11 protein-coding genes and 1 riboswitch are annotated in these 12,510 nt (G+C 59.7%); of the genes, 5 read left to right on the forward strand and 6 right to left on the reverse strand.

The window, feature by feature from the left end; genetic code table 11:
- Positions 1–64: 64 nt before the first annotated feature.
- The 5 genes from IBT46_RS04555 to IBT46_RS04575 all read right to left on the reverse strand — a co-directional run bounded on the left by IBT46_RS04555 (position 65) and on the right by IBT46_RS04575 (position 4,586).
- Positions 65–997 (reverse strand): ABC transporter substrate-binding protein, encoded by a 933-nt coding sequence (locus IBT46_RS04555; RefSeq protein ID WP_200544429.1) that lies wholly within the window; start codon positions 995–997, stop codon positions 65–67.
- Between the two features lie 34 nt (positions 998–1,031).
- Entirely contained in the window at positions 1,032–1,793 is a 762-nt protein-coding gene (locus IBT46_RS04560) for an ABC transporter permease (protein WP_105594296.1), read from the reverse strand.
- A complete protein-coding gene (locus tag IBT46_RS04565; protein ID WP_370569385.1) occupies positions 1,790–2,521 on the reverse strand; it encodes an ABC transporter ATP-binding protein in 732 nt (243 codons plus the stop codon). Before IBT46_RS04565 ends, IBT46_RS04560 begins: the two co-directional genes overlap by 4 nt.
- 5 nt (positions 2,522–2,526) lie before the next feature.
- A complete protein-coding gene (gene tenA, locus IBT46_RS04570) occupies positions 2,527–3,228 on the reverse strand; it encodes a thiaminase II (RefSeq protein WP_200544432.1) in 702 nt (233 codons plus the stop codon).
- Between the two features lie 64 nt (positions 3,229–3,292).
- A riboswitch (TPP riboswitch) is annotated at positions 3,293–3,397 on the reverse strand.
- Between the two features lie 1,024 nt (positions 3,398–4,421).
- On the reverse strand, positions 4,422–4,586 hold the full coding sequence (locus IBT46_RS04575; RefSeq protein ID WP_200544434.1) for a hypothetical protein: 165 nt from the start codon (positions 4,584–4,586) through the stop codon (positions 4,422–4,424).
- 384 nt (positions 4,587–4,970) lie between these two features.
- Between IBT46_RS04575 and IBT46_RS04580 the strand changes: the two genes are divergently transcribed.
- Positions 4,971–6,005: a hemin-degrading factor gene (locus tag IBT46_RS04580; RefSeq protein ID WP_200544436.1), complete on the forward strand. Its 1,035-nt coding sequence runs from the start codon at positions 4,971–4,973 to the stop codon at positions 6,003–6,005.
- A gap of 196 nt (positions 6,006–6,201) precedes the next feature.
- Here IBT46_RS04580 and IBT46_RS04585 read toward each other — a convergent pair whose 3' ends face one another.
- The gene (locus tag IBT46_RS04585) at positions 6,202–6,900 is read right to left on the reverse strand and encodes an extensin family protein (RefSeq protein ID WP_200544438.1); all 699 of its coding nucleotides are present in this window, start codon (positions 6,898–6,900) and stop codon (positions 6,202–6,204) included.
- A 1,100-nt stretch (positions 6,901–8,000) separates the two neighbouring features.
- Between IBT46_RS04585 and IBT46_RS04590 the strand changes: the two genes are divergently transcribed.
- The 4 genes from IBT46_RS04590 (at position 8,001) to IBT46_RS04605 (ending at position 12,496) form a co-directional block, all read left to right on the forward strand.
- Entirely contained in the window at positions 8,001–9,218 is a 1,218-nt protein-coding gene (locus tag IBT46_RS04590) for a nitrate regulatory protein (RefSeq protein ID WP_200544440.1), read from the forward strand.
- Between the two features lie 281 nt (positions 9,219–9,499).
- Positions 9,500–10,762 (forward strand): CmpA/NrtA family ABC transporter substrate-binding protein, encoded by a 1,263-nt coding sequence (locus IBT46_RS04595; protein WP_200544442.1) that lies wholly within the window; start codon positions 9,500–9,502, stop codon positions 10,760–10,762.
- Between the two features lie 12 nt (positions 10,763–10,774).
- Positions 10,775–11,689 carry a nitrate ABC transporter permease gene (ntrB, locus tag IBT46_RS04600; protein WP_200544444.1) on the forward strand — a complete coding sequence of 305 codons (915 nt, stop codon included), beginning with the start codon at positions 10,775–10,777 and terminating at the stop codon, positions 11,687–11,689.
- A 9-nt stretch (positions 11,690–11,698) separates the two neighbouring features.
- Positions 11,699–12,496, forward strand: a complete 798-nt coding sequence (locus IBT46_RS04605) for an ABC transporter ATP-binding protein (RefSeq protein WP_200544447.1) — start codon at positions 11,699–11,701, stop codon at positions 12,494–12,496.
- The last annotated feature ends 14 nt before the right edge of the window (positions 12,497–12,510 follow it).

Here is a 12,510-nt window from a genome sequence, read left to right on the forward strand (position 1 = left end):
AGTGAATTATATGATAATGCTTATCATTATCTATATCGAGTCATGATTTGCCTGCGGGTGCGGATTATTTAATTTCCACCGCGTAGTCTGCCACCGGGGTGATTTTCTTAATCAGCTTATTATCAAACAGGAACTGCTCGTAGGCCTGGTAGCGGGCGGTATCCAGATGCGCCGGATCGCTGGCGAACAGCGGCAGTGATTTCTGCCACGCCTGGCGGTTCAGCTCGGTGTTCAGCTCCGGGTGGCTGCTGGCAAAGGCCTTCCAGGTTTCCTGCGGGTGTGCCTGAAGATAGTCGTTACCCTTCTTCAGCGCGGCGAGGAATTTGGCAATTTTCGGCTTATTGACGTCATCGCGGTTAGCGACAATCACCAGCTCGTCATACGCCGGAACGCCGTAATCTTCCACCTTAAACACCTTAGGATCTTTGCCCTGGATTTGCAGCTCCAGCGCCTCGATATTGCGATAGCCGCCGATCACCGCATCCACCTGGCCCGCCAGCAGCGCACCGGTCAGCTGGAAATTGACGTTAACCGGGGTGATATCGGCAGAGGAAATCCCCTCATGCTTGAGCATGGTGCCCAGCGTCGCCTCTTCAATGCCGGTCACCGAGAAGCCGACTTTTTTGCCTTTCAGATCCGCCGGGGATTTAATGTTTTTATCCAGCGTCATCACCGTGTTCAGGGGCGTATTCACCAGCGTGCCGATGCGCACCAGCGGTAATCCCTGGTCGGCGAAGAAGTGCAGCTGCGGCTGATAGGTGATAGCCAGATCGGCTTTCTTTGCGGCCACCAGGCGCGGCGGCAGGGAAGGATCGGACGGCGGCACGATCTTCACGTCCAGCCCTTCGGCTTTAAACGCGCCAATCTGCTCGGCAACGATAATCGGCGCGTGGTCCGGGTTAACGTACCAGTCCAGCATTAGCGTGACGTTTTCCGCCGCGGCGGCGTGGCCCGCGATGGCCGTTCCCAGCAGCAGGGCGCAGAGGTTCTTTTTCATTGCTGTTATTCCTTGTTATGTCGTTTGCAGGTGGTTATTCCGCCGTCCAGTTAATCAGGCGGCGCAGCAGGCTATCGACGGCAACCCAGAGCAGCACCGTCATCAGAATCAAAATAAACAGCGCGGCGAACAGCTGGTCGGTCTGCATCCGCGCATTAGCGTTGAGCATCAGATAGCCCAGCCCTTCGGCCGAGCCGACCCATTCGCCGATAATCGCCCCGATGGGGGCCACGGCGGCCGCCATGCGCAGCCCGGTGCCGAAGGCGGGCAGCGCCGCCATCAGCCGCACGTGGCGCAGCAGCGCCCAGGGGGAAGCCCCCATCGTGCGGGCCAGATCGAGGTAGTCGTTATTCACCCGGCGCAGACCATCAAAGAATGCCGAAGTGACGGGGAAGAAGATCACCAGAACCGCCATCGCCACTTTGGCGCTCATGCCAAAGCCGAACCACAGCACCAGCAGCGGGGCGAGGGCAAACACCGGGATCGCCTGGCTGGTCAGCACCAGCGGCATCAGCCAGCGCTGAAGGCGCGGTGAATACACCATGCTCAGCGCCAGCAGTGCGCCGAGCAGCACCCCGAGCAGCAGGCCGCTGACCACCTCTGATGCTGTTACCAGCGAGTGGTAGGCCAGGAATCCGCGACCCTCCCACAGTGCCTGCGCTACGGCGGCGGGCGTCGGCAGCAGAAACGCCGGAATATTGCTCAGTGTAGCCAGCCACCACAGCAGCACCAGACCGATAAACACCGTCAGCCCGCGGCCCCATTTAGCCAGACGACTATCCTGTTGATGGCTCATTCTGCGGCCCTCACCAGCTGTTGCAGCAGCTCGGCCTGACTCTTCAGCAGGTCGGCATCATCCGGCGCGCGCGGCGGCAGGCCACCGATATGATGACTGTCATCAATACCGGCCGGATGCGGAGACAGCACCAGCAGCCGGTGGCTGAGGCGGCAGGCCTCCATCGGATCGTGGGTGATCAACAGCACGGTATGGTCGGCCAGCAGCTCGGCCGCCAGGGTCTGGATGGTGGCGCGGGTGATGGCATCCAGCGCCGAGAACGGCTCATCCATTAAAACAATCGGCTGGCGCTCGTACAGCGTACGGGCGATCGCCGCGCGCTGGCGCATCCCGCCGGAGAGTGCGGCAGGGCGGGCGTCGCCGTGGCCGCTCAGCCCGACCTGTTCCAGCAGATGGTCCGCCCAGGCGCGGTCGGCTTTTTCCCCGCGCAGGCGAGGGCCGAGAGTGATGTTTTCCCGCACCGTCAGCCACGGATAGAGCAGGTCCCGCTGGCCCATATAGGCAATGCGCCCCGGCACCGGCAGGCCGTCGCTGGCGGTGACCGAACCTGACGTTGCCTTAGCCAGCCCGGCGATAATCTTCAGCAGGCTGGTTTTCCCCGCGCCGCTGGCGCCGAGCATAGCGACGAAGGTGCCGCCCTCAATGCGGAAGTTCAGCCGCTCAAAGATAACCCGGTCGCCGAAGCGCAGGGTCAGATCGCGGATGTTGATGCCGGGGCGGGAAATCACGCCGTTCACCACGCATTAACCGGGTTTTCGACGGCGTTCAGCCCCATCTGCCAGAAGGCACCTTCCAGGCGGGTTGCGGTCGTGAAGATTTCACTCAGCCGATCGAAACGGGCGTCGGCACCGCGCTGCTGGCCCACGCGGTCGAGCAGCTCAATCGCCGCTTTCACGCCGTCCAGATAGCCCTGGTCGCTGTAGTTCTGCATCCACGAAGCGTAAGGATTGCCCTCCATCACCGTGGCCGGATCGGCCAGCAGGCGCAGGCCAACTTCCGCATAGCCCGCCACGCAGGGCAGCAGGGCGGCCAGCAGTTCCAGCGCATCGCCCGAGTGGCCGATATCCAGTACGTAGCGGGTGTAGTTGATGGTTTCAGTGGCTTCCGGCTCGCGTTCCATCTGCGTTTCGTTCAGACCCCATCCGGCGCAGTAGCCGACGTGCAGCGGAAGTTCGGCCACGATGTTATTTAGTGAACCGGCGGCGGCGCGGATTTCCGGCAGGGTGTGGAATTTGGTGACCAGCAGGGCGTAGGCGCGGGCGAAGTGGACGAGGAACAGATAGTCCTGGGTCAGGTAGCGGCGGAAGGCGGCTTCCGGCAGCGTTCCGGCACCGAGCTGTTGCAGGAACGGGTGGGCGACGTAGTGTTCCCAGTGCGGTCCGGCATTTTGACGGAGGCGACCAAACAGACCGAATTCGAACATTGAAGCAGGCATAAGATCTCCAAAATCGTGGTGGAGATCCGGGGTGCGGCGGCGGTGTGAAGAGGCAAATACCGATCTGTGTTTGCCAACCCGTCCCTTCGCTGGCATGACCCAGATCAGGTTCAAAGGGTTCGGCATTGCTGCCATCTCAGCCCGTTACAGGACACCCCTCGGAGGCGGTTGTTATACGATATTTATTTTTTGATTACAATCGATTGATTGGGGCCGTGTTCCAGCAGGCTGGTTGCTCCCCCGGTCGGGCGGTCCTCGCGCCGCTGCGCGGTGCCTTCATTGCGGTCGTCAGCGTGTCGGACCGTCAGAGACGGGCTTTCACTGATAGCCCTGCGCTCCAGCAGACTGGTTGTTCCCCCGACCGGGCGGTCCTCGCGCCGCTGCGCGGTGCCTTCACTGCGGTCGTCAGCCTGTCGGACCGCCAGAGACGGACTTTCCTGATAGCACGGCGTATCAGCTGACTGGTTGCTCCCCCGCTCGGGCGGTCCTCACGCCGCTACGCGGTTCCCTCACTGCGGTCGTCAGCCTGTCGGACCGCCAGAGACGGGCCGTCCATGGCCCGGCTCTGACTTTCCCCCGCGTCCATGCGGGTGAATCCTGGCTTCCTCGCTCCGTTCAGCGCTGCGGATTGCCCGATCAGGGGAGCAACCAGTCTGCTTTTGGCTTGAGTGTTGTCTGAAAGACAGACCTGGCTTCCTCGCTTCGTTCAGCGCTGCGGATTGCCCGTCCGGGGGAGCAACCAGTCTGCTTTTGGCTTGGGTGTTGTCTGAAAGACAGATCTGATTTCTTCGCTCCTTTCAGTGCTGCGTATTACCAGACCGGGGGAGCAGCCAGTGTGCTTTTGACTTAAGTGCTGCCTGTGGGAAGTCCGTGTTGTCGTTTTTTAAACCTGGCTGCGGATGTTTCAAACGCTGGAGCTGGTGGTTTGCATTTGTGGGTGTTTTTTTCGGAGTTCTATTCAAATTGAATGTTTTTTTCGGAATGTCGTGCAATTTGGGGTGGTTAGTGATTTCTGGACGATTTACATAAACTCAGTGTTTGCTCTAACTGGCGGCTTTTAACAGCCCGCACAATGCAAGAAAAGAGGGGCGGCCTCGGTGGCTGGCGGGTAATCCGCAGCGCCGAGGTGCAGGCATTACGCCAGGAGAAGGCAGCAGGGACGCTGCCATCAGGCCGGGTTTGAACAGGGATGTTCAATCCTGGCCGGTCCGTCGGCGAAATGCCGGAACCGAGGGAACCGCCACGCGGCGCGAGGACCGGCCGCCTGCCACCGAGGCCACCCCTTTTTCACCAATCTCATCGCGATAAAGCGATAAAGCGATAAAAAAAGCCAAACTACCCACTACAGATTCGTTCATGGCGCGGCTCTTAATTTCCTCACATTGTGCGGATAACTCCCTGCTCCCAGGCTATTTAAAACGCTGCGAATTGATCGATCCCGGGAGCAGCCAGTCTGCTTTAGGTTTGGTGAGGGGCAGGGGGAAAACATGTCCTTCTTGCTTCGTTCTGAACTCATACTCGGCGGTATGACGTGCCTTAACAAAATTTAATGCTGCGGCTGTTTATCGCCGGGTGAAATCCGGCATCGATCCTTACCTGTTGCGGGTTGAGGTAGATACTCGCCCGTTCACGCCCCTGGGTGGATTATTAAGTTCTTTTCAGGTTTCTTGTTTTTACTTGTGGCCCTGAGCGGGCGGCGATCATACTGCGCGCAAATGCCCGATTTTGTAAGGAACCTCACCATGTCGCAGTCGCTTTATTCACGCTATGTTGCCGCCCGTGCGGACCACCCTCAGCTTTATGCTCGCGATCTTGCCGCGCTGCTGGAAACCAGCGAAGCACAGCTCGCCGCCGCGCGCGTGGGCCACGATGCCCGCCGTCTGGCTGATGACCCCAAAGCCCTGCTCGGCGCGCTGGCGTCGGTTGGTGAACTGAAAGCGATTACGCGTAACGACTGGGCGGTGCACGAGCAGGTGGGTCACTACGTCAATCAGCAGCTGGACGGGCACGCGGGGCTGATCCTCAATCCGGGCGGCATCGATTTACGCTTGTTCCTCAAGCAGTGGCACAGCGCCTTTGTGCTGGAAGAATCTTCCGCACGCGGCGTGCGCCATAGCCTGCAATTTTTCGATGCGCAGGGTGATGCCATCCACAAGGTGTACACCACCGAAAACAGCGATATGGCCGCCTGGCAGCAGCTGATTGTACAGTTTGCCCGCGGGGAGAACCCAGAGCTGGAGGTGGTTGCCGCCCAGAAGCAGGCGTTCGCCACGGAAGTGGACAGCGCGCGGCTGGAAGAAGAGTGGCGCGGCATGACCGACGTGCATCAGTTTTATATGATCCTGCACCGCCATCGTCTCTCCCGCCAGCAGGCGTTTAACAGCGTCAGCGACGATCTGGCCCGCCGGGTCGACAATCAGGCCGTTGAAGCGCTGCTTCACCGCGTGCAGCAGGACGGTAACCCGATCATGGTGTTTGTGGCGAACCGGGGTGCGGTGCAGATCTTTACCGGTCCGCTGGCGCGCGTTGAGCCGATGCGCGGCTGGCTGAATATTTTCAATCCAGAGTTCACCCTGCACCTGCGCGACAGTGAGATTGCCGAAAGCTGGATCACCCGTAAGCCGACGGTTGACGGCGTGGTGACCAGTCTGGAGCTGTACGCCGCCGACGGTACGCAGATCGCACAGCTGTACGGCGAGCGTAAAGAAGGTCAGCCGGAGCAGGCGCTGTGGCGCGAGCAGTTAGCCGAGTTGGAAGAGTCAGAGGTAACAGTCTGATTTGAGTGTGTGTGAAATAAGGTCTTTTTGAGACCATTTAGCTGCTATCGATGGACGATGGCGGCTTTTTTTTGCTTTGCATTTATCGCGATGGGCGCGGTGGAAATGGGGCGGCCTCGCTGGCTGGCGTCCGGTCCTGGCGCCGCGATGCGGTGCTCTCGGTCCGGCATTTTGCTGATGGACCGGCCCGAACGCATCAGCGACAAAATCCGCTACCGTGCATGCCAAGATGAAAATGTGAAGCGTGAGCCGCGTTATAGTCAGGCCCCAGCGCATTACCAAAGCTGGCACAGCCATTGCGCCAGAGTATATGCAGTGCGGCTGACTCGCTGGCAGGCTCTTGCCAGTTTTTAGCTACCCGCAGCCAGCGCCCGTTAGCCAGTTGAAAAGCGGTAATATCCCAGGCCTCTGCGGTGGCATGTTCGCTGCGCCGCCCCTGCTCACGATGATAAATATTGCGACAGGCAAAGCTGCCAACATGTTCAATACGCCGCAGCGGGCTTGCTACCTCCGACTGCTGCAATAATTGATGACTGCGTGTGACATACATCGTGCTGGCCACGGCCATGGGGCAACTCGCCAGAAAACTGCTGCTCAGTGACACCGGGCCAAATTTGCTGATGCGAATAGGTTGCGCGATAGTGCATTCTCCTTTGGGCAATGGCGCTTCACGAAAACTGACCAGTCCCTGCGCACTGGCGCGCTGCAATACCGCCAGACAGGCCTGCGGATTGCCTTTCAGCTGCTGCAATTTATAACGGGTTATCCAGCCCGGCGGGTCGGTCACATCCAGTGGAATAAAGGGGTTCCACTGCGCAGGAAGATGGGATTTTAACCAGGGCAGGCTCCACCAGGCCGCCAGCGCCAGAAGCGTTATCACGATAAGTACGCGCACAATAAGTTACCCGTCATGTTGCAAATATTTATAAGTGTAGCTCGGCTGTTCTTTTAGCCACCCGGCTTCCCGGCGCTAACCAGCAACGGAGCGATGAAGCCAGGATTTCCCACAGACAACTCCTGACTCAAAGCAGACTGGTTGGATCGGGCAATCCGCAGCGCTAACGAAGCGATGAAACCAGGATTCACCCGCATGGACGCGGGTGAAATTCAGATCCGGGTCATGTGAGAATGTGTTTTGGATAGTTTGGCGTTTTTATCGCGATGGGGGCGGTGGAAGAGGGGGCGGCCTCGGTGGCTGGCGGCTGGTCCTCGCGCCGCGATGCGGTTCCCTCGGTTCCGGCATTTCGCCGACGGACCGGCCAGGATTGAACATCCCTGTTCAAACCCGGCCTGATGGCAGCGTCCCTGCTGCCTTCTCCTGGCGTAATGCCTCCACCTCGGCGCTGCGGATTACCCGCCATCCACCGAGGCCGCCCCCTCTTTCTTGCATTGTGCGGGCTGTTAGAAGCAGACAGTCAGTGGAAACACTGAGTTTCTGTTAAACGATCAGAGAACCTTAATCATCCGTAATCGCACGGAACACCATTAAAAGTATTCAAACTGAAAATGATTCCGAAGAACTAAACCGGAGCCAAAAGGAAACAGCCAGCCCCAGTGTTCAAATCCTATGCCAGCGCGGCATAAAGCACGAAAGCCATTTTTCCTCAACAGACAACGCTTAAGCCAAAAGCAGACTGGTTGTTCCCCCGGGTGGGCAATCCACAGCGCTGAACGAAGCGAGGAAGCCAGGATTCACCCGCACGGACGCGGGGGAAAGTCAGAGCCGGGCCATGGACGGCCCGTCTCTGGCGGTCCTACAGGCTGACGACCGCAGTGAAGGCACCGCGCAGCGGCGCGAGGACCGCCCGACCCGAGGAGCAACCAGTCGGCTGATCCACAGGGCTATCAGTGAAGGCCCGATCGGGGGAGCAACCAGTCAGCTGAAACACAGAATTTCTATTGAGCAGCCCGACCGAGGGAACAACCAGTCAGCTAATCCCCCCGGCACGCTTCTTGCTTCATCACCTGCATCACCATGACCTGTCAGGCCCGCCTATGCCACTCTCCGCACTCAGCTTCGTCCTAGCATCAAAAAAAAGCGAAATCACCTGCCTGCAGCAGCTACTGGAAATGGGCAGACTGGTCGGCGCGGTCAGCCAGCTGATCCACGTCCTGCAACGCGAACGCGGCACGGCCAACATCTTTTTATGCTCCCACGGCGAACTCTGGGCAGAACAGCTCAGCGAACGGGCGCTACAGGTGCAGCTGGCGGAACGGGCGGTGGACGATCGACTACAAACGCTCGATCTCAGTGGGCAAAGCATGACGAATGCGCCACGCCTGTTCAGCCGCATTGCCGCCGTACTCCACAGCCTCAGCACCCTGCCGCTGCTGCGCCGCCAGATTCAGGCACAGGAGATCGGCCAGCCGGAAGCCATGCGCCAGTTTAACGACGTCATCCGTACCCATCTGGCACTGATATTCGAAGCGGCCGATATCTCCGGTGATCCGCCCATCTCGCGGGCGCTACTGGCGATGTTCAGCTTTATGCAGGGCAAAGAGCTGGCGGGGCAGGAGCGCGCGATGGGCGCAGCGGGATTCGCCGCACGGCGCTTCGACGAGGCGGCACAGCAGCAATTGCTGGATCTGATTGAAAGCCAGGAACGCTGTCTGCAAACCTTCAGCGAATTCGCCGACGCCCGCTGCCTGGCGCTGTGGCAGCAGCAGCTGAACGCCGACAGCAGCGAGTTTGAACGCCTTCGCCGTATTGCCTGCACCCGTGCAACACCGGCAGATAACGGCGGCGATACCGCGCTGCGCTGGTTTGAAGTCACCACGGCGCGAATCGACGGCATGAAAGGGGTGGAAGACCTGCTGGAAGAGGTGTTGATGACCTGCTGCCGTCAGCGGATCGATGACGCGCAGGCGTCGCTGGCGATGCAGCAGCAGGACATCGGTGAGATCCCTCCGCATGAACCGCACTATTCGGCACTGATCCCACCGCAGCTCAGCCGTTCGGTGCTGGAACTGGTTGAGCAGCAGTCCCGCCAGCTACAGGCGATGGATACCGAGCTGGCCGGGTTACGCGCCACGCTGGCCGAACGCAAGCTGGTGGAGCGGGCCAAAGGGCTGCTGATGCAGCATCACGGCATGACCGAACCGCAGGCGCATAAAATCCTGCGCGATATGGCGATGAACCAGAACCGTAAGCTGTCGGACGTCGCCGAAGCGATGCTCGCCATGTCGGCGGTGTTGGGTAAAAAGAGCAACTAATACTAAAGGAGTAGTTGCACTATTGGTGTGCCATTGCGCTGTGCAACGCGTGCCGCTGCGGTGCAGTGAAACCCCTGAAGTGAACAGATAATGAGCTAATCGACTGATTTTTCGATGAGCCATGAAGTTGGCATACAAGCTGCATTGTTATTAGCCATAACGACTAAGCCAACGGCGGTTTAGTCAGAGTTACGGATAAAGGCGTCCGTCAGCGTTCAGGAAACTGAGCGCTGACAGGACGCTTTTTTTTTGCTCATTTTTCAACATTACAGGAAGCCGCAATGACGCAAGACGACAAAAAAATGCCCGCGCAGTTCTCCCGCCGCCGCTTTATCGCCGGGAGTGCGGCGCTGGGCGGCAGCCTGCTGGTGCCGGGCCTGATGAACAGCGTCTGGGCGGCCGGTTCCGATGCGCCTGAAAAGAAAGCGATCCGCGTCGGCTTTATCCCATTGACCGACTGTTCCTCGGTGGTAATGGCGGCGGTGAAGAAGTTTGACGAGAAGTACGGCATCAAAATCATCCCCAGCAAGGAGTCGAGCTGGGCGTCGGTGCGCGACAAGCTGGTCTCCGGCGAGCTGGATGCCGCGCACGTGCTGTACGGGCTGGTCTACGGCCTGCAGCTGGGCGTCTCCGGCCCGCAGCACGATATGGCGATGCTGATGACGCTGAACAACAACGGCCAGGCGATCACCCTGTCGAATCAGCTGAAGCAGGCGGGCGTCAGCGATGCCGCCTCGCTGAAGAAGGTGGTCGATGCCAGCGCGAAAGGCACCTACACCTTTGCGCAAACGTTCCCGACCGGTACCCACGCCATGTGGCTCTATTACTGGCTGGCCAATGCCGGAATTCACCCGTTTAACGACGTACGCAACGTGGTGGTGCCGCCGCCGCAGATGGTGGTGAACATGAAAATCGGCAACATGAGCGGTTTTTGCGTGGGCGAACCGTGGAATCAGCGCGCCATTCAGGACGATATCGGCTTCACCGCCGTCACCACGCAGGAAATCTGGCCGGATCACCCGGAAAAAATTCTCGGCACCACCGCATCCTGGGTTGATGCCAATCCGAATGCCGCGCGTGCGCTGACCGCTGCGGTGCTGGACGCCTCGCGCTGGATTGACACCTCGGACACCAATCGCATTGAAACCGCCCAGACGGTGGCGGCTCGCGCGTACATCAATACCCCGGTGGAAACCATCCAGGGGCGGATACTTGGCGACTATCAGAACGGGCTGGGCAAAACGTGGCAGGACACCCACGCCATGCGCTTCTTCAACGACGGCGCGGTCAACTACCCGTACCTCTCCGACGGCATATGGTTCCTCACTCAGCACAGGCGCTGGGGGCTGCTGGACCATGATCCGGACTATCTGGCGGTGGCGAAAAAAATTAACCGCACCGATATCTACAAACAGGCGGCCAGCGCGGTCGGCGGCATCAACCTGCCGTCCAGTGAGATGCGCAGCAGCACGCTGATCGACGGGAAAGTCTGGGACGGCAGCAACCCTGCCGACTACGCCAACAGTTTTACCATGAAACGCTAAGAGAGGTCGCCGATGTCCGCCAATGTTAAAACCAAAACCGTCGTGCCGATCGAAGCGACGAGCGCAGAAATTGTTTCCATTAATCCGGCCGCGCTGCATGCGGCACCACCGGTAACTGCGGTGAAAGCGCCGTCCGTCGTATCGCTGCGAGTGATGCTGCGCTGCGCGCTGCAAAAAGCCCTTCCGGCATTGCTGGGGGTGATTGTGCTGATTGCGATCTGGCAGATTGCTGCGATCGGCAGCAAGGGGTTCCCGACGCCGTTAAAAACCTGGGAAGCGGCGAAGGTGATATTCGCCGATCCGTTTTACGTCGCCGGGCCAAACGACATGGGCATCGGCTGGAACGTGCTTGCCTCGCTGAAGCGCGTGGCGATGGGCTTCGGGCTGGCGGCGCTGATCGGCATTCCCGCCGGTTTCCTGATCGGCCGCTTCAGCTTTATCGCCAGCATGCTTAACCCGATTATTTCGCTGCTGCGCCCGGTCAGCCCGCTGGCGTGGCTGCCGATCGGTCTGCTGCTGTTCCAGCGTGCCGAACCGGCCTCGGCGTGGACCATCTTTATCTGCTCGATCTGGCCGATGATCCTCAACACCGCCGAAGGGGTAACGCGCATTCCGCAGGACTACCTCAACGTGGCGCGGGTGCTCAAGCTCAGCGAATTCACCGTGATGCGCAAAATCCTGTTCCCCGCCGTGCTGCCCTACATCCTTACCGGCGTGCGCCTGTCGATTGGCATTGCGTGGCTGGTGATCGTCGCCGCCGAAATGCTGACCGGCGGCGTCGGCATCGGCTTCTGGATCTGGAACGAGTGGAACAACCTCAACGTGGAAAACATCATCATCGCCATCCTGCTGATTGGGGCGGTGGGCATGGTGCTGGAGCAGGGGCTGATGTCCATTGCTCGCCGATTCAGCTACGACAACCGTTAGGAGCCTGAGATGAAAAACGACAAAGCCATTATCCGCGTGCAGAACGTCAGCCAGAGCTTCCCCGCCGCCAAAGGTCCGTTCCTGGCGCTGGACAACGTCAGCTTCGATATCACGCAGGGCGAAACGGTCAGCCTGATCGGCCACTCCGGCTGCGGTAAATCCACGCTGCTGAATCTGATCGCCGGGCTGAGCCGCCCGACGGAAGGGGTGCTGCTGTGCGATTACCAGGAAATTACCGGCCCCGGACCGGAGCGCGGGGTGGTGTTTCAGAACCATTCGCTGCTGCCGTGGCTGACCAGTTTTGACAACGTGGCGCTGGCGGTCAATCAGGTGTTCAGCGGCTCGATGAGCAAAAGCGAAATGCACGACTGGATTAACCACAACCTCGAACTGGTGCATATGGCGCACGCCGCCGATAAACGCCCGGGTGAGATCTCCGGCGGTATGAAGCAGCGGGTGGGCATCGCCCGCGCGCTGGCGATGAAGCCGAAAGTGCTGCTGATGGATGAGCCTTTCGGTGCGCTCGATGCGCTGACCCGCGCTCACTTGCAGGATGCGGTAATGGAGATCCAGGCACGGCTGAATACCACCATCGTGCTCATCACCCACGATGTTGATGAAGCCGTACTGCTTTCCGACCGGGTGATGTTGATGACCAACGGACCGGCGGCAAAAGTGGGTGAAGTGCTGCAGGTTGAGCTGGCGCGGCCACGCTCGCGGCTGGCGCTGGCTAACGATCCGCTGTTCCATCAGTACCGTCAGCAGGTGCTGCAGTTCCTGTATGAAAAACACCGGGCGGTGGCCTGATTTATCAGGCGGGA

Source organism: Erwinia sp. S38, from assembly GCF_016624545.1.
Lineage (GTDB): Bacteria > Pseudomonadota > Gammaproteobacteria > Enterobacterales > Enterobacteriaceae > Erwinia > Erwinia coffeiphila.

What these genes read in the sequence shown, in the direction of transcription:
- IBT46_RS04555 (WP_200544429.1), bottom strand. Translation starts at nt 997, where the DNA reads ATGAAAAAGAACCTCTGCGCCCTGCTGCTGGGAACGGCCATCGCGGGC.
- IBT46_RS04560 (WP_105594296.1), bottom strand. Translation starts at nt 1,793, where the DNA reads ATGAGCCATCAACAGGATAGTCGTCTGGCTAAATGGGGCCGCGGGCTG.
- tenA (WP_200544432.1), bottom strand. Translation starts at nt 3,228, where the DNA reads ATGCCTGCTTCAATGTTCGAATTCGGTCTGTTTGGTCGCCTCCGTCAA.
- IBT46_RS04575 (WP_200544434.1), bottom strand. Translation starts at nt 4,586, where the DNA reads ATGAACGAATCTGTAGTGGGTAGTTTGGCTTTTTTTATCGCTTTATCG.
- IBT46_RS04580 (WP_200544436.1), top strand. Translation starts at nt 4,971, where the DNA reads ATGTCGCAGTCGCTTTATTCACGCTATGTTGCCGCCCGTGCGGACCAC.
- IBT46_RS04590 (WP_200544440.1), top strand. Translation starts at nt 8,001, where the DNA reads ATGCCACTCTCCGCACTCAGCTTCGTCCTAGCATCAAAAAAAAGCGAA.
- IBT46_RS04595 (WP_200544442.1), top strand. Translation starts at nt 9,500, where the DNA reads ATGACGCAAGACGACAAAAAAATGCCCGCGCAGTTCTCCCGCCGCCGC.
- ntrB (WP_200544444.1), top strand. Translation starts at nt 10,775, where the DNA reads ATGTCCGCCAATGTTAAAACCAAAACCGTCGTGCCGATCGAAGCGACG.
- IBT46_RS04605 (WP_200544447.1), top strand. Translation starts at nt 11,699, where the DNA reads ATGAAAAACGACAAAGCCATTATCCGCGTGCAGAACGTCAGCCAGAGC.